This window comes from Bdellovibrionales bacterium (assembly GCA_018266295.1).
In the GTDB taxonomy this organism is placed as follows: Bacteria; Bdellovibrionota; Bdellovibrionia; order Bdellovibrionales; family Bdellovibrionaceae; genus JACMRP01.
Genome location: JAFEAQ010000008.1, coordinates 83,043 through 99,753, shown reverse-complemented (window position 1 = coordinate 99,753; position 16,711 = coordinate 83,043). Strand labels below are relative to the sequence as shown.

Sequence of the window (16,711 nt, the reverse complement as noted above, 5' to 3'; positions counted from 1 at the left end):
CCAGGCCCTATGATCAAACCTTAAATCACTGTTTTGTATATTGCGCGTTAAGATTGTGTTTGGGAAGGAAATTATTACGAGTTTTCGTCAGTTTAGATCGCGCCGGCTTTGACTTTGAGGAGGTGCTCCTCAATTTGTCCCGACGGCATTTGATATTGAATGGAGATCTGATTTTCGCCTTCTTGGAGCTGGATCAAATCGGTTTGATATTCTTTCTCGTTCAGCATGAAAACCGACGCCGTAAAGCCATTCGATTTGTTTGTGATGCTGAGCTTCGGAGCCTGAGCCCCTTTATTGCAATCTTTACCCTTTAATTGCAGGTAGCCGCCCTCCACCTTGAAGTCCGTGGTTTTCGTTTTCCCGCAAGAGAAATCAAAGCTGATCAGATTGTTACTCAACAGATTATTGAGCTCTTTTTTCGTGTCTTGAATCACAACAGATTTTTTAGGCGCGTGGCTTGCTAACGATGGCAAACTGGCTGGCTGACGTGACTTCAATTCTGTCGGACGAAGCACCATCGTTGTTTGCGGAGTGTTTTCGTCCGGAGTCATCAAAGATGCAAGCGTCGGCACTGCGATGGTCGCTACCAAAAAAGCCGTCGTTGCTAAGAATTTCCATTCCGTGTTCTTGATACTCATGCAGGAATATTCGGCGGATTTTTGACGGGACTTTAGGCGTGTCATTTTGAGACTCTTCCCTCTGAAGATTCTTCATTTGACTTCGACCAAAGCAAGTCTCTAGCCTAGGAATACAAAACTTACGTCTTGAATCAGCAAGGAGGATTCCATATGAAAGCATTTATTCTGACATTTTTGATGGCCGCGACGGCATCGGCAGCGCCTTACTCTATCGACCCTTCCCACACCGATGTTGGCTTTTCGATCAAGCACTTGATGATTTCGAACGTTAAAGGACGCTTCAAAAAATTCTCAGGTACATTTGATTTCGATCCGGCAAAGAATCAACTGAACAACATCAATGTTGAAATCGATACGACTTCCATCGACACCAACGAGCCTGATCGCGACAAGCACCTTCGTTCGAACGATTTCTTCGGCGTTGATAAGTATCCAAAGATGACTTTTAAGAGCGACAAGATCGAATACTCTGGCGATAAACCCGTGAAAGCGATCGGCACTCTGAAAATTCGCGATAAATCAAAAACTGTGACTTTGGATCTAGACTATCGTGGTTCGATCATGGATGCTTGGGGTAATAACAAGCTGGCTTTTGCTGCGACGACAAAGATCGATCGCAAAGACTTCGGGATTACTTGGAATAAAGCTCTCGATAAAGGCGGCGTGACTGTGGGCGACGAAGTCAGCATCTCCATCGAAGGTGAAGCAAATCCCGTTGCCGCGAAAAAATAAACTTAACTTATTCTATCAAGGAGGAACTTTATGAATAAGATGATGATTCTTGGCGCAGCAGCAGCTGGGCTTATGGCAGCAAGCACTGCTTCAGCAGCAGATGCGGCAAAAAAAGCAGCTCCAGCGGACACTAAAGCTGTAGCAATGGGCGAATGCACTGGCGTAAACTCTTGCAAAGGTAAAGGCGAATGCGGCGGTTCAGGCCACGAGTGCGCTGGTAAAAATGCTTGCAAAGGTCAAGGCTGGATGAAAATGTCAGAGAAAGACTGTGTCGCGAAGAAAGGCAAATGGAAAGCCGGAACGTACATGTAATTTCTGATGATTTTTTCGGTGGTGTGGGTCTACGGCCCACCCACTATCCGCATTTGCTTTCTCAAGGTGCGGGTTCTGTTCAGTGGTTCGAAGCGATTTCTGAAAACTACATGGATTCCTTCGGCCGTCCCCGCGAAATTCTCCACAAAATCCGCGAAGACTTTCCTGTGGCTCTCCACGGCGTTTCAATGTCTTTGGGCTCGCCTGAGGGTTTGAGCTACGAACATCTTTCTCGTTTGAAAACTCTCGTGCATGAAATTGATCCGATGATCGTTTCTGATCACATGTGCTGGAGCAAATTCGGCTCACATTACTCGCATGATCTTTTGCCGGTGGAGTACACCGAAGAAAGCCTCCGCGGTTTGATCCGCAATATCGATCATGCTCAAGACTTCTTGGGTCGTCAGATTTTGATCGAAAACGTTTCCGCGTATATCCAATCCTCTGAAGCTGATTACACGGAATGGGATTTCCTCGTGAAAGTCGCACGCAGTACGGGATGTAAGATTCTTCTCGATATTAACAATATCTATGTCAACGCTTCGAATTTTGGTTTTGATCCAAAAACTTATTTAAAAGCCATCCCAGCGGAATTGATTGGCCAGATCCATTTGGCCGGCTTCACCGACATGGGCGACTACTTGTTTGATACTCATTCTAAAGCTGTGCATGACGACGTTTGGACTTTATTTGAGTATAAAGCCCGCGAACTTTCTAACACTCCGGTGTTGATAGAGTGGGATGATGATATTCCGAATTTTAACCGTCTTGAGAATGAACTCTTAAAAGCCGAGGCCCACTGGAAGCTCGCGCATGCAACGAAAGGAGCCCATGAAAAACCGGTTCTTTTATAATGTTGTGACTGGTGCGGAGAAGGCTCCTACGGAGGGCTTCAAGGCGGCAGGCTCTTTGAGTGTTGAAGGTGGCTTTGCTGTCTATCAGCGTGGTTACATCGCGCGCCTGACTGAGACACTGGGCGATACCTACGAGTCCGTTTGGCGCGTGCTTGGCGATGATTTGTTCTTTGAAGCTTGCGAAGAGTTTATTACTAGAAGCCCTTCGCAATCCTATAACTTGTCAGACTATTCTGTGAAATTTATCGATTTTATGATTTCGCATGAAGCGACGGCAGACTTTCCATTCTTACCGGATCTTGCGCATCTTGGTTGGCTTCACAAAGAAGTCTTTCATGGCATGGGTGATATCGGCCTTGGTGGTGAAGAGCTGATGAGCGCTTTAAGTGAGCGCGCTGAGGATGTGAAGCTCACGCCCAACTTTGCCATTCTGAAATCTGCCTATCGCTTATTTGATATTTGGAAAGTTTTAAAAGAAGAAGGTCCTTTGCCGGAAAACTGGCAAGAGCCTCAGAACCTCGCGCTCTACAAAATGGACAATCAGGTTTATGTACGTGAGATCTCTGCGGGTGAAACAGAATTCTTCGAAAACCTGCAGGCCGGAATGAATATTCTAGAGGCTTGCGAGAAGCTTTCTCCCCAGGAAATCACGGCCTTGTTTGAATTCCTGGGAAGTGCGCGCTGTCTTATTTGGGCTAAGATGACTTAAGCGCCTTTGCGGCCCACAATAAAACTATCTAGTAACTCAACCAGTGTATGCAGCTTTTGCGATTGATTAGACAACTCCTCTGCCGCGGCGGCAGACTCTTCGGCAACGGCAGCGTTTGTCTGGGTTGTTTTATCTAAATCGACAATCGCCTTGTTAATAGAGGAAACTCCCGCGGACTGTTCTCTGCTTGCAGAAGAAACTTCGGCGTTCAGGTGATTGACCTTTTCAACAACACTCACAATCTCAGTGAGCGCTTTTCCACTATGTTCTGCCACTGAGCAGCTACGGGCAATTTTGACGCTGCTGTCTTTAATCAGCTCATCAATTTCCTTTGCAGAAACCGCGCTCTTTTGAGCGAGCGTACGAACGGCGTCGGCCACCACTGCAAACCCTTTGCCTTGCTCTCCCGCGCGGGCGGCTTCAACGGAGGCATTCAAAGCCAGTAAATTTGTCTGGAAAGCAATGTCATCTATCACCGAAACAATCTCCTCGATTTTTTTAGAACCTTCGGCAATCTCGTTCATAGAGTGAATTAAATTTCCAACCTCTTCCTTGCCTTTGTTCGCTCGGTCCTGAGCTGATTGCGACAGGTTCTTTGCCTCTTCGGCATTTTTTGAATTGATCTCGATCATGCCTGAAACCTGCTCTGCTGAAGCAGACGTTGTTTCAATCGAAGCCGCAGCGTCCGTTGCCGATGAACTCAAACTCTGAGAGGCACGTGCGATCTCTGAACTAGCCTGAGAAACATTCGTGCCGGACTCGCGCAACTGGCGCACCACTTCCGTGAGATTCGCCAGCGGCCCTTTCAACAGGAAGTAAACGGCAATTATAACCACCAGTGAAATCCCGCCAGCCCATCCGACAATACTCAACGAGGTCGTCATTGCCGCTTGCTTCGCATCTGCTTTACTCGCAGTCACAGCAAAGACACCATGAAGTTTGCCGTCTTTCCAGTTCTCCATTTGATGACCGAGAATATCTTTACCGTTATGCCATGGACTTGTTTGCGGATCTCCATGGCATCTTAAACATCCTTGGGCTTCGGAAAGGCGAACCGGGCGATAGACGATCACCACGTCGTCAGTCTCCTGCACAATCTCGCCTAGGTCCGGACTGCTGCCAAATCGTTTGAGAATCTCTAGCTCTGATTCATTTGCTTTGTTATTAGAATTTCTCGGTTCATCTGAAAAGACGCGGAAACTATAATGTTCTTTCTCGGCGCCCTCCATCCCGACTTTCATTGATGCAAAGATAGGGACCTGTTTGAGAACAGAAAGCTTAGTTTCTTTGGATAAGTTTCCATCTGGATACTTCTGAACCGAGTCCGCTATGGCGACATCAAGCCCACCCTGCTGGGCAATATAGGAGCGAACCACTTCAAGCCGACTTAGAATTGCCTGAGCCTTTTCAATGAGTGCTTTGTTACCGCTTTTTTGAATTTGTTCTGTCGATACCACAATGGCAGTTCCAACACAGATAACACAAGCCACGATGATACTTAAGAGAACACGATTTGCGAACTTCACTCCAACCACCTTTGAAATTCTTTTGCTTGAACCAACACTCATTAGATCGGCCTTTTGCAAATTCGAAAGAGCCGGTTATGACAAGATTGATATAAATCAATTACAACGATTCGCTATTTATGCCAGCGACTTTGAACAGTTCGCTGAATAATTCGGGACATCTTGTTGAGTATTTAACAGCGCTACACACATATGTTAGAGTTCGCTTATGAAGACAATAACAACCGGCTCACTTGTAGACTGCATCTCGACGATTCCTGCGTTCTCTCATTTCTCAAAACATGAGATTGTTCACCTGTCTACATTGGCCACGCGTGTTCTCTTTGAACCCTCAGAAGAGTTGTTATTTTTATCAAATAAAAATGAGTTTTGTTTTTACGTCCTCCTAAAAGGACATGCAAGGCTGGGATATCAAACACACACCCTTCACCCGGTTCGGATCTGTGGCCCTGGAGACTTTTTGGGTTATGGCGAATGGAATTTCAAGCATCGCCATACTGCAGAGGCGCTGGATCCTATCGAAGCCATTATCTTTCAAAGAGAGAGCTTTCAGAAATTCTTGCATAGTTCACCAACCCTCCAAGAGGCGATGATAAAAGTTCTCTGTGATATTCTTTCCATCAAGGATGAGCGTATCTCAGCACTGGAAAATCACTCGGTTGGAAACAGGGTTGCTTCCGTGCTACTGAGTTTCTCGGAAAAATTTGGCAAAGAAAGCAAAGAAGGCATTCGTATCGACGTAAAGGTCGACCGCGATACAATCGCCAAGCTCGCAGGCACTGTCATTGAAAGCCTGTCTAGACAACTTAGCGAATTAGAATCTGAGCATATCATCCGCCGTGAAGGACGATCGATTGTAATTCTTGAGCGGGAGAAGCTCTTAGCCAAATCCCGCCTGTAAGATTATTTCTTATCGATAGAAATGGCGAATTTTTTAACGCCGGCTGATTTGACGATGTCGAGGAGCCCTACCACTTTTCCGTGGGGAACGTCTTTATCCGCAGAGATGATGGCTTGGATGTCGGCGTTCTTTGCCACTTCGTCCATCGCTTTCTGCTTTACGGTGGCTTCATCAACAAAAGTCCCGTTGAGGTTGATACGACCGTCCGCAGTCAGGGCAATATTGAGTTTGCTTGGGGCCGTTTGATCGCCGCTCGCCGCCTTTGGCAAGTTCACATTGATCGTCGGCTTAATGAACATCGGTGCTGTCACCATGAAGATGATCAGAACCACGAGAATGATATCCACGAGCGGGACAACGTTAATGTCCGCGATGGATTCATTGTTTTCTACATCATACTTCATCCCCATGACTACACACCTTTTTTCTTAGCGTACGCAAGGCAGAGCTCTTTCACACTCTCAAGACCTTGCATCACACCACGAACTTTTTTGCTGTAGTAGTTGTAAGAGATGACCGCTGGGATCGCCACAAAAAGACCCGCTGCCGTCGCAACAAGGGCCAAAGAAATCCCCGCCATCACGGTTTGCTGACCTGCTTCTGGAGCCTGAGCCAAATCATTGAAGGCTTTCATGATACCCAAAACCGTCCCCAAAAGACCGATGTAAGGAGCGTTCGAACCCACGGTTGCGAGGAAGCTTAAAAATCTTTCCAGCTCCGGGCGCTCAGTTAGTGAGAATGTGTTGAAGACTTCTTCCAAACCTTTGCTGCCACTGTCTTTCATATGCTTCAACGCGTAGCTGGCTGCTCGACCTTCAAGGCTATCGATATCTTTCGCGATCGTTTCAACGTCTTCTACGCTATTGCTTTGCAAAGCCATGCGGATGCGAGCACGGATCTGAGCCGATTGATTGCCTACTTTACGAAGTGCGAAAAAGCGCTCTAAAATCATGCCGATACTGAGGACGCTCAAGATAACCAAGATCCATAAAACAACTTGATCCGCCAAATGCGCGACGGCAAAAATTTTCTCGCTAAGTACTGGCATGGATGGTCCTTTCTTTGACTCTCTTCAATAATTAAATCATTATCACTAGATCAAATGAGACCGGTCAAGGCATCCTCTATCATTGCAACTGTATTGTTACTGGCGGCAAGTCTAGTCCAGACCTCTTGCCAACCTTCATCAAGCCCCTCGGTCTTGGTCATCGCCGTCGATGATCTCAGTGTTTTGGATATTTTGTGCAACGAAGATATGACAAATGCCAATAGATCCGGCTTTGAAATTCTTTGCAAAGAATCAGTGCGCTTTACCCACGCGTTTAATCCTTCGGTTTTAGCGGTTCCTACGCTTGCGAGCATTTTAACCGGCGTCTATCCGTTTCAACACCGCGTCCGCAATAATGGCTTTCCGGGTTTGGATCCACAATTCACCACGGTGGCCGAATATGCTTTGTCAAAAAACTATAGAACGGCCTTTTTCTCCGGCGGTCCGCCAGTGTGGAGAAAGTCTGGACTGAATCAGGGCTTTGAACTCTTTGACGATAATATCATTCCCACTCGGCAAAACCTCTATCGTCCGTTTTCATCTTCCACAAAGTCTTTGATGCAGTGGTTGCGTCAGGATGTCGGGCATAGCTCCTTCTTTGCGATGATCTATGCGCCGGACTTGATATTTACCAATACCGTCACCATGAATGAGTTCGGCGAAGCAAGAAATCTGTCGCACGAAAGCCAGCTCGATGAACTCGACAGCAATCTCTATCAGCTTTTTAGCGAGCTTAAGTCTACTCATCGCTGGAACTCGACGACTTTGGTGGTTGTGGGACTCAATGGTCACACCAGTGATGACCGTCCCGGAGAACTCACACCGCTGAATCTGCACAGTGAAAACACCCAGGTGGCGTTGTTTGTAAAGCCGGCGCAAAAAGTCCGTGACGAAGCTTTGCAGTGGAAGATCGACCGTAACGTCAGTCTCGTGGATCTCGGGCAAAGTTTGTTTGAACTGATCGGCAACGGCAGCAATCCGAATAAACCTGTTGGCGTCTTTCCTGTTTTATCTCTCAAACAGCTCGTGCAAAAAAATCAGATGGAGTGGCCTGAAAACCGTCTTATCTTGATGGAGTCTGACTGGGCTCAGTGGCGCGGCTTTAGCAATCGCCGTTCCGCCGTGCTGAGCGGCCATACGCTGTTGATTTATGATAAAGAACCGCAGTTCTTTAATACACTCACCGACCGGCTTGAAACCAATCCCCTTCGTAGCACCGAGATGTCGACAGAAGAGCGCAATCAGATTCTTGCAGCACTCGATGCGGTTGAGGGTGAGCCCTGGCTGGGTCTTGATAAAGACACTTTTAGAAAATACACTCCGGGATTTTATCGCTGGCTGCGAGTAGATCAAAAGCCCGCGTTACTCCGAGATTTGAAAGCACGTGCCAGCGGGAAAAATCCGGATGCCGACACGCTTCGCTGGGCCGGTTTCTTGGCGTTTGAGCTGAAAGACTGGAGCACCCTCAAGAGCCTTGGGCAAAAAGCCGAACAGCCTTTTTGGCAATACGTTGCTGAACGCAATGGCGCGAGTGGCAACAGTTCACACTTTAACATGTTTCAGGATACCTGCTTGCGTTTACTGGAGGTGCCGCACCTCGATTCAGCAGACATCAAGAAATGCGACGATTCGTTATTCCTGGATTTCATTGACTGGCAACGTTCGGACCTTCGTGGTCTTTCGCGTGATACCCAGAAGCGCCGCTTTGAGCGGGCTTACTTGAATTACCTCGTCGACCAGAATATCAAGCAAGGCAATCTCGCAACGTCGCTGATTTGGGATACGTCGACGAAGGCTCAGTTGAAGCCGGAACTTGTGGACTTAGTGTTGAGCTTACCGGAGTTTCAAAAGCAACGTGCAAGCCTGATGAAGGCACTCCAAAACAGCAATACTTGGCAGGACGAAGACTAATCGCCGAGCTCGACGATCCCGAGCCAGAATGGCGCATCGGGGTTTTTCTGAACGAGTTTTTGAGTCATCTGCTGCAAATCAGCTGAGTAACTCGAGTTCCAAATAGATTCCGGCCAAATACCACCGGCATATAGAATCAAACGATCACTGTCTTCAATTCGGAAATCACCCACACGGATATTAAGGCTTGTATCTATGCCCACAAGAGTTTGCGGCAATGGCGGCATCAAAGCACCATCTTCTCCGCTCATCTCGAGACTGGAATCGAAGTTCACCGAAATCGGCGCCATCACTTTATCAGATTTTTGAATGAGCAGGTGCGGAGATCCCACTTGGGCATAAGCCATCTGTGATCCAGTCCGAAGCAAAAGCAATGTTTCAAGGCCCGCTTGATAGTCTGCCTTGTTCTCGCTACGGTAGAAAGACTCATTGGCGATCAGGGTCGCAATGCGCAAGTAATTTGCCTGGTTCGTCAGAGAAGTCAAAAACTCAAAGGGAGAAGTCACTTCAACGTCGGCCTTCGCCGCTTGAACATATTTCGCCACGTCTTCATTGAGTCGAGCCGCATGCTCTGGGCTGCCCCAGGAAGTGGTTACAACAATAAAGGAACCATCCGGCTCGACATAGATTTCAGGACGCGGGCGAAAGTTCTTGGTGGAGTATGAACGTTCGGTAATTCTCATTACAGAGCTCCATACTTCTTAAGCTTGATTTTAGCTTTACCATAGTACTCGCCGTCTGGAATATCCAAATCCATGATCTTTTTCCACTTGTCTTTGGCGCCAGGACGATTTTCATTGCCCTCGACGTTGCCGTAGCTCTCTTCAAGCACGCCTTCTTGATAAAGAACCATCATCTGCTTCTTGAGTTCAAGAACGTAGCGGTTGATTTTGTCCTTGGTGTCTTCATTCCCAGGATCCACATCCACCGCTTTTCTGAGAGTCAAAATAGCATCTTTCAATTTTTGATCTTTATAGAAAGTATCCGCTTCAGTTGTCAGCTGGTCGATTTTCTGTTTGAGTGTCTGCTGAATCGCCGCTATCTGACGGCGGGCCTGCGGTTTTAACTCACTCGGGTCCGGCAAGCTCGAAGTCGTGACAGCTTGGTATTCTTTAATCGCACGCAAATACTGATTTTCTTTGTGACTGCTTTCTGCACGGCTAAAGAGGCCGCGAAGCCTTGCCACCTGAGTATTGTATTCAGCCTTCTGTGCATCACGCACTTGCTTTTGCGTTGCAAATTCTTCCACCTGGCGACGAAGATCCGTAAATTTAGCATTGGCAGGGTCAAACTCAATGACTGGAGCCAAGCACTCATCTAACTGAGCCATTGTAAACTCAGGAGTGATCTTTGCCTGGCACACCGCTGTCTGCTTTTCGATCTTTTCGCGGTTCTCTGCCATTTTTTGCTCGAGCTGCTCTTGCTGACGCTTCTGCTCTTGAATAACGAGGGCCTCATTCGCCAGGCGCTCAATATCCTTGGTATCTTCATAGTCAGGAACGAGCTCGTAGATCTTTGTGACTTCGGCTTTCGCAAGTTCGTACTTACCCTGCATATAAAGGTTTTTCGCAAGCATATAAGTCTGCTTCACCAAAATCTGCTGCTCCGGAGAAAGCTTATTGAAAGCTTCGCCCGGCTTCATCGCAACCCCTTGTTGCTGCTGAGTTGGAGGTGGCTTCTCGCCTTGATCACTGAAGAAGTACGCGAATCCCAATAAAAGAACCGCGCCAGCGATGAGCTTCACACGGTGCTTTTCAAAATCGAATTTTTTATTTTCTGGAGTCTGCTGATAACCGCCCGGCCCCATCGCCGGATAGCCATAACCAAGATGCGCCGGCGGCATTTCGCCCATTGGCATCGGCATTGGAACATGCTGACCATACTGAGCGTGCATCGGCACGGCCTCTTGATGAATGGCCACAAGCGGATTTGGCGCTTGGGACTTCACGAGTTCCATGCGCGCTTTAAAATCAGGATCGTGCAATTCAAAATACAAATGATTATCTAAAACGCTGATCGCATCACCGCTTTTAATCATGATCGGATCTGTTGCAGGAACAGGATTCCCGTTCACCAGAGTTCCATTCACGCTGCCTAAATCCATAATCTGGAAGAAGCTGCCTTGACGGCGGACTTCAAATTGGCGTCGGCTCACGCGTTGGTCACGAATCACGATATCGCACGATGATTCACGACCTGCGATCCAAGTGTCTCCGCCCTCAAGCTTAAAGAGCTCTTTGACATCGCCTTCAGAGTTCACGACTTTAATGTAAGGAACCGTATTATTCGAGCCAATGAAAGTCTTCTCGTGCACGTCGACTTCTGCATACGCCGGGCCCGCCGCCTCAGGCAAGCCTGGAGCCGCCACTGCCACGAGGTCTGACGAAACTTCAGAGTATTCAAACTCATAAGGGCCTAGGTAGAACAATTTTGAGCCTTCGAGAGTTTCTTGCTGAATCTTTTCTCCGTTCACAAGCACATCGCCGAAACGAGAAAGAACTTCAAGGTTCCACTTATCGCCAGCGAAGAAGATTTTAAAGTGTTCGCGAGAAATACCTTTTTCGTTCACTAGAACGATGTCGCAATCGTCCTTACGACCGGCAAGGTATGTACGATCGGGAGCTAACTGCAAATCTTGAGTGACTTTACCGCGAAGACGGACGCGCAAACGGGCCATTAGTATCTCCCCGATTGCGCTAAGATGCATTCATTGTAGTATTGCTTGGCTTCTTTAAAAATCGGATCCTGGTTATTCGCAACCATGGTCATGACGTTAAAGTAAGCCGAAGAGCACATACGCCAGTTTTTCTTTTCACGATAACGATTTCCTTGCAGCATATGGGCTTTCACAGTCTCATCAAATTTCAGTTTCGCGAGCTGATAGTAACGCTTTGCCAGCTCGTTATCAGGATCCAGATTCAAAACGACTTGGAAAGATTCACGTGCGCGACCGTAATTCCCTTGTTTGTAATCACGGAAGCCACGGATATAGTTCTCTTGAGCGCGGCGGTATTGAACATTATCCAACTTTTCACGACGTGCTTCGAACTCTTTAAGATCCTCTTTCGAGGTTTCAATGTCTTTTTCAATTTGCTCCGACGAACGGAATGTTAATTCCTTCTTCTTTGCCGGAGTCGAAGTCATCATCCAATAGAAGAAAATACCGATCACAGCCACGATCGCATAGAAGCGAACTCGGCCGGAGCTGCCACCACCGGCGACTTTACGGCGACGACCACTGCTGCGCGGACGTGGGCTTGGAATCCCCATCGGCCCCGGCAAATTCGTACCATAGTTCGGATGTCCGCCAGCGGCGCCGCCCAAGATTCCAGAGGGAGGCATCGGTGACATCGGAGATTGCTGAACTGGATACGGACGATTCGCCTGAAGGATCGGCATTTGCACGACGACGGCTTCTGGTTCAAATTGCACTTTGGTTTTAGGCTCAGCAAGATCACTTGGCACTGGCGGCTCATTCAGGTTCATGTCCTCTGGGACTTCGGGAGCCGGCGGACGGAAATCAATACGGAACTCCGTTTCACCAATGTGAATGATAGAACCCGGTTCCAGTGTCGCACTCTCGACTTGGCTGCCATTGACAGCCAAGAAGCTTTTCGAGCTGATATTCACTATCCGAAGCTGATGCCCATCCCAATGGATTTCAGCATGCTTACGGCTCGCACGAATATCATTTGAAAGAATCAAATCATTGTCAGATCCTCGGCCGATTTCAACAATCGCCTTGTTAAAGCTAAAGCTTTGCCCTGCCAGCGGACCGCGCTGGATTTGAACTTTAAACTGCAAGCCAGTCTTTAACTGAGGAGCTGCTGACATTACTCTCCCCCTTCAACTGGCGTGATAGAAATAACGAAGTAAGAAATCGTGCCGTTCTCTACTCCCATCGCGTGACAGTGAATTTGGCAGTTATGACCGCTAAACTCGAGCTGATCGCTTTGGATCGAACCAGGTGCCACACGAGATTTCTCCATCAAGTGCTGCATATTTTGCTGCAAAGCTATGTCTGGAATGGCTGAAACCGTCTGATTTACCAGTTGCGAAGCCGAAGCATGCGCAAGCTGCTCAAAGTTCGCATTGACAGAGACGATGCGGCCTTCGCCTGTGACAGCTACTGTTGGATAACCCATCAGCTGCACCAGATTTTCAGCTTCGGAATCACGGCTGACCATGTTCACTTGGCCACCAGCCTCGTCGCCACCATGTAAGTAGCGAGTTAATAGACTATTGATGTTCGCGATCAAGTTTTGCAATGCCGGGAATTGGAATTCCACGTCGGCAGCATCTTTCTTCTCGCGCATGGCGATGTCGAGCTGCTTATTGAGGCTCACAATCGGATACTCAATTAGCTTATACATAAAGAAGAAGAGTAACAGACCCACCAAGCACGCTAAGATCAGTGTCTGGAAGAACAAGCTCAAGACATGGCCGTCATCAAACGCCAAGCTACCGATATCATAAAGGACAATCGCATGGGCTTTCACCGAAGGCTCACCGGTATTTGGATCGTACTGACCAATTGGGAAGCTCGCTCCGATCGTTTGACTATCGACTTGCTCGACCTGAGTTTTCATTTCACGTCGGGCTACATGGACAAACGGAATATCCGGAGTCACCCCTGCACGGCTTGCCGGCGCAAGAATCATCCCGTCGGATTGCTGTACGATCATCACTTGTTTTACGCCGTCTTCGGTTTCAGCTGAATGAGTGCTCAGGGCCGAAACATTGCCTTGGAGAAGCATTTGCTGATTCGCCATCGCCACGTTTCTGGCAATGGATTGCGCCCGACGCTTACTTTCAGCCAAGATACTGGATCTTGTGATCTGCACCATCGGAATCATCGACAATAATGTCACCGCAAAAATAAATACACCGACAAAACCACCGAGAACGTATTTAAACTCCGCCAATTGCGGCAGCTTATAGACGCCCGGAAGAGCCACGCGCTCCATATAGTCTTGCGCTTGAAACAAAAGATTCTGAAGGAAGCCCTGAGGAGGTTCCACCTCTGGCATTTCCGCTGGTTCCGGCATTCCCGCAGGCATCGCCCCCATCATCTGCGGCGCTTGCTGCGGATAGGGCTGTTGATAACCTTGTGGATAATAGTTCGGAGCCGCATTGCCGCCGTTCACTGGAACTGGCATCCCTCGCGGATTTCCGGCGGCCCGTGCCGGCGCGCTTGCCTGCGGCGTCGGACGAATATCCGGAGCTGGAATAATATCAAAGATCACGTCATGCACGCTGACCTTGTCACCCAAACGGATGAGACCGTTTTGTGCCCGAACACCGTTAATATAGGTTCCGTTGCTGGATTTCAAATCCGTGATCATGATCTTGTCTTTATAAACGTGAATTTCGGCATGTTCTTTCGAAACGCCATTGCTGGAGATCTTCACATCGCAATGCGGAGCCCGACCGACAAGATTTCGGCCTAACTTTAAGTCATATATTTGACCCGCAAGCGGGCCTGTTAAGACCCTAATTGCCCACATGAAGCTCTTCTCCTACTTGAATCCCCAATTCTTGAGCGCGACCTGCGGGAAACTCAATCACTGAGCTCGCTCCCCACACTGGCCAGACAATGCGGAAAGGTTTTACCTGAGGGTAAATCGCTTTCACACGTTGCTGTTTGTCCAAGAACACACAATCAATCGTAAATTTCATAAAGTACGTATGGATGGAGTTACAACGCTTAATCCACAGAGCTTGCTCAGCCCCCAATGACTTACGGCCAAGAAGTCCCTTGCCGCGAGCCCATTCGGTCGCAGCGACTTCTAAGTCACCTATAAGTTGTTGGTTACGCGTTCTACTAGTTAACACTGCCATCCTCTATTTCCCGCCACCGTAAATGAAACTCACGGCAACCGGTCCAAAAACCATGATAAATACCGCCGGCAAAATAAATAACATCAACGGAATCAGAATCGCTTGCGAAGCCTTCGCACCGGCTTTCTCGGCTCTCACGAAGCGTTCCAGTCTCATTTGAATCGATTGGTCTTTTAAAACGCGGGAAATACTCGCGCCGCTGGCTTCAGCGTCGATCAAGACCGCCACGAAGCTTGTGATCTCAGAAATATCTAAGCGCTCAGACATGTCTTTCAAAGCTTGAGTCTTTGAAGCACCGATCTTTACGTCTTTGAGTACGGTTGCAAACTCATCCGCCAAAACACTATCCGTGCCTTTGGCCTTGTCGACGATCTTTTGGATCGCGGCAAAGAAATCAAGGCCTGCTTCCACCGACAACGCCAGGAGGTCGATGAAAAACGGTAAGTCGCCACGAACTGAAATCTCACGACGTTTCTTTTCCGCGGACGCATGCATTTGCGGGAACAAGAAACCGGCAAAACCCATCACGATCAAAAGTGGCACTGGCAAGTCCAACGCCAAAGCAAAGTTCATCACACCTAAGAACACCGGGAACATGAAACCCCAAAGGATTTGCAAGCCGATGAACTCATCTTCGTTCAACTCCGATGACAAGCCGGAAGTAAGAATGTATTTACGAACGCGCTTACGATAACTCACGCTCTTAATTCGGAGCGCGTGTTGCAGAGTAAATTGGTGAACAAGCGGACGAGAGAAATTTATAATTGGCGATTTCGAAGTTGCAGGCTCACTGTTGTTTGCCCAAGAGAGTTGTTGCGTATCTTGATTGCTTGAAAACAAAGCAGAAATAAAGAGATAGATGCTGAGTCCTCCCAACACGAAGCCTGCGATAAGCATTAAATCTGCGCTTCCCATTTATCTCTCTTTGTGTTCAAGTTATGTTATGTACCAATTAATTTTGGCATCTGAGTCTCCACGCCGCCGACAACTTCTCCAAACCGCTGGTTTTGTCTTTGACGTACACCCAGTTAAAGTATCGGAAACACCTGATAAAAACCTGAATATTGATGAGCAGATTTTGGACATAGCTGGACGTAAGGCTAAGGCGGCTTTTTCCGAGCTGAAATCTGCATCCCATAAGAACTTCCTACTGCTGACAGCGGACACAATGGTAGTTTACCACACTCAGACCCTCGGAAAGCCTCAGAATACCCAGGAGGCGTACGAATTTCTAAAACTTTTGTCTGGGAAAACCCACGAAGTGAAAACAGGTTTGTGCCTTGTCGAAAGTCTAGCCGGCCAGCAGGTGTCTCACATTGAGACTTCCCGAGTGATATTTCGTGATTTGAGTGATGATGAAATCTGGACCTACATCCAGTCTGGTGAACCCATGGATAAAGCCGGTGCGTACGCAATTCAGGGTCTGGGACGCAAGTTTGTGAAAGAATTTATCGGCGATTATGACAATGTCGTCGGACTTCCCGTCAAAGCTTTCGAAAATATGTTGGCGAAAATGAAGTGGTCTGTCGAAAGAGTGGGAAAATGAGTCTCGAAGCTATCCATCAAGAATGCAACGACCTTCTGAAAAAACTCCACCGCACCCGGGAGAGTTTGAAGATCCTCGCGGTTTCAAAACTGCAGACCGTTGAGAAAATGCGTCGTTTGTACTCTGCCGGGCACAGGCTGTTTGCTGAAAACTACGTGCAAGAGGCTCTTTTAAAACAAGATACGTTGAAGGACCTCGATATCGAGTGGCATTTCATCGGCAGTTTGCAAAAAAACAAAGTGAAGCAAGTGGTCGGAAAATTCGTGCTGATTCATTCCGTAGACTCTTTTGAGTTAGCACGTGCCATTTCAAACCACGCGGAAAAAATCAAAACAACTCAGAAAATTCTTCTTCAGGTCAACCTCGCACAAGAAGTCACCAAAGGTGGCTACAGTCGCGAAACCCTGATGGCTCAATGGTCAGAAGTCTCCGCTCTTCCGGGTTTGGAAATAACCGGATTGATGACCATGCCTCCTCTGACAGATAATCCCGAAGATGTTCGACCGTATTTTCGGGAGCTGCGAGAACTACAATTGGAATTACAAAAGCATGGCGCGGGCAGGCATCAACTGCACGAGCTATCCATGGGAACTAGCCACGACTATCATGTGGCTATAGAGGAAGGAGCTACCATTGTTAGACTGGGGACGATACTCTTCGGAGAGAGGCCAAGGAAGAACTAAAGGACCAACA

18 protein-coding genes are annotated in these 16,711 nt (G+C 47.9%); 8 read left to right on the top strand and 10 right to left on the bottom strand.

The genetic code is table 11. The features are described from left to right. Nucleotides 1-92: 92 nt before the first annotated feature. Nucleotides 93-683, bottom strand: coding sequence for a hypothetical protein (locus JSU04_06460; GenBank protein MBS1969930.1), 591 nt, complete (start codon nt 681-683; stop codon nt 93-95). Nucleotides 684-788: 105 nt separating this feature from the next. Between JSU04_06460 and JSU04_06455 the strand changes: the two genes are divergently transcribed. From JSU04_06455 to JSU04_06440, 4 genes are read left to right on the top strand one after another with little or no spacing between them, the layout of a single operon-like run. Then, on the top strand, nt 789-1,370 hold the full coding sequence (locus JSU04_06455) for a polyisoprenoid-binding protein (GenBank protein ID MBS1969929.1): 582 nt from the start codon (nt 789-791) through the stop codon (nt 1,368-1,370). Between the two features lie 30 nt (nt 1,371-1,400). Beyond that, entirely contained in the window at nt 1,401-1,682 is a 282-nt protein-coding gene (locus JSU04_06450; protein MBS1969928.1) for a hypothetical protein, read from the top strand. Beyond that, complete coding sequence (locus JSU04_06445; GenBank protein ID MBS1969927.1) at nt 1,658-2,536, top strand: DUF692 domain-containing protein; 879 nt, start codon at nt 1,658-1,660, stop codon at nt 2,534-2,536. Before JSU04_06450 ends, JSU04_06445 begins: the two co-directional genes overlap by 25 nt. Then, nucleotides 2,514-3,245, top strand: coding sequence for a putative DNA-binding domain-containing protein (locus JSU04_06440; protein MBS1969926.1), 732 nt, complete (start codon nt 2,514-2,516; stop codon nt 3,243-3,245). Before JSU04_06445 ends, JSU04_06440 begins: the two co-directional genes overlap by 23 nt. On the opposite strand, the gene JSU04_06435 is transcribed toward JSU04_06440, so the two are convergent. Continuing rightward, a complete protein-coding gene (locus JSU04_06435) occupies nt 3,242-4,813 on the bottom strand; it encodes a DUF3365 domain-containing protein (GenBank protein MBS1969925.1) in 1,572 nt (523 codons plus the stop codon). The genes JSU04_06440 and JSU04_06435 overlap by 4 nt on opposite strands. A gap of 166 nt (nt 4,814-4,979) precedes the next feature. Between JSU04_06435 and JSU04_06430 the strand changes: the two genes are divergently transcribed. Then, entirely contained in the window at nt 4,980-5,672 is a 693-nt protein-coding gene (locus tag JSU04_06430) for a Crp/Fnr family transcriptional regulator (GenBank protein MBS1969924.1), read from the top strand. A gap of 2 nt (nt 5,673-5,674) precedes the next feature. Here JSU04_06430 and JSU04_06425 read toward each other — a convergent pair whose 3' ends face one another. Together JSU04_06425 and JSU04_06420 are read right to left on the bottom strand one after the other, a co-directional pair. Further along, nucleotides 5,675-6,076: a biopolymer transporter ExbD gene (locus tag JSU04_06425; GenBank protein MBS1969923.1), complete on the bottom strand. Its 402-nt coding sequence runs from the start codon at nt 6,074-6,076 to the stop codon at nt 5,675-5,677. A gap of 8 nt (nt 6,077-6,084) precedes the next feature. After that, nucleotides 6,085-6,720: a MotA/TolQ/ExbB proton channel family protein gene (locus JSU04_06420; protein MBS1969922.1), complete on the bottom strand. Its 636-nt coding sequence runs from the start codon at nt 6,718-6,720 to the stop codon at nt 6,085-6,087. A 54-nt stretch (nt 6,721-6,774) separates the two neighbouring features. Between JSU04_06420 and JSU04_06415 the strand changes: the two genes are divergently transcribed. Next, nucleotides 6,775-8,631 carry a sulfatase-like hydrolase/transferase gene (locus tag JSU04_06415; GenBank protein MBS1969921.1) on the top strand — a complete coding sequence of 619 codons (1,857 nt, stop codon included), beginning with the start codon at nt 6,775-6,777 and terminating at the stop codon, nt 8,629-8,631. Here JSU04_06415 and JSU04_06410 read toward each other — a convergent pair. From JSU04_06410 to JSU04_06385, 6 genes are read right to left on the bottom strand one after another with little or no spacing between them, the layout of a single operon-like run. Next, nucleotides 8,628-9,314, bottom strand: a complete 687-nt coding sequence (locus JSU04_06410; GenBank protein MBS1969920.1) for a hypothetical protein — start codon at nt 9,312-9,314, stop codon at nt 8,628-8,630. The genes JSU04_06415 and JSU04_06410 overlap by 4 nt on opposite strands. Then, a complete protein-coding gene (locus JSU04_06405; protein MBS1969919.1) occupies nt 9,314-11,308 on the bottom strand; it encodes an FHA domain-containing protein in 1,995 nt (664 codons plus the stop codon). The genes JSU04_06410 and JSU04_06405 overlap by 1 nt, the downstream gene beginning before the upstream one ends. Next, nucleotides 11,308-12,465: an FHA domain-containing protein gene (locus JSU04_06400; GenBank protein MBS1969918.1), complete on the bottom strand. Its 1,158-nt coding sequence runs from the start codon at nt 12,463-12,465 to the stop codon at nt 11,308-11,310. Before JSU04_06400 ends, JSU04_06405 begins: the two co-directional genes overlap by 1 nt. Next, on the bottom strand, nt 12,465-14,138 hold the full coding sequence (locus JSU04_06395; GenBank protein MBS1969917.1) for an FHA domain-containing protein: 1,674 nt from the start codon (nt 14,136-14,138) through the stop codon (nt 12,465-12,467). Before JSU04_06395 ends, JSU04_06400 begins: the two co-directional genes overlap by 1 nt. Next, entirely contained in the window at nt 14,125-14,472 is a 348-nt protein-coding gene (locus tag JSU04_06390) for a DUF192 domain-containing protein (GenBank protein MBS1969916.1), read from the bottom strand. Before JSU04_06390 ends, JSU04_06395 begins: the two co-directional genes overlap by 14 nt. 3 nt (nt 14,473-14,475) lie before the next feature. Further along, on the bottom strand, nt 14,476-15,369 hold the full coding sequence (locus JSU04_06385; protein MBS1969915.1) for a type II secretion system F family protein: 894 nt from the start codon (nt 15,367-15,369) through the stop codon (nt 14,476-14,478). Here JSU04_06385 and maf point away from each other — a divergent pair. Together maf and JSU04_06375 are read left to right on the top strand one after the other, a co-directional pair. Further along, nucleotides 15,332-16,018, top strand: coding sequence for a septum formation protein Maf (maf, locus tag JSU04_06380; protein ID MBS1969914.1), 687 nt, complete (start codon nt 15,332-15,334; stop codon nt 16,016-16,018). The genes JSU04_06385 and maf overlap by 38 nt on opposite strands. Then, nucleotides 16,015-16,701 carry a YggS family pyridoxal phosphate-dependent enzyme gene (locus JSU04_06375; GenBank protein MBS1969913.1) on the top strand — a complete coding sequence of 229 codons (687 nt, stop codon included), beginning with the start codon at nt 16,015-16,017 and terminating at the stop codon, nt 16,699-16,701. The genes maf and JSU04_06375 overlap by 4 nt, the downstream gene beginning before the upstream one ends. The last annotated feature ends 10 nt before the right edge of the window (nt 16,702-16,711 follow it).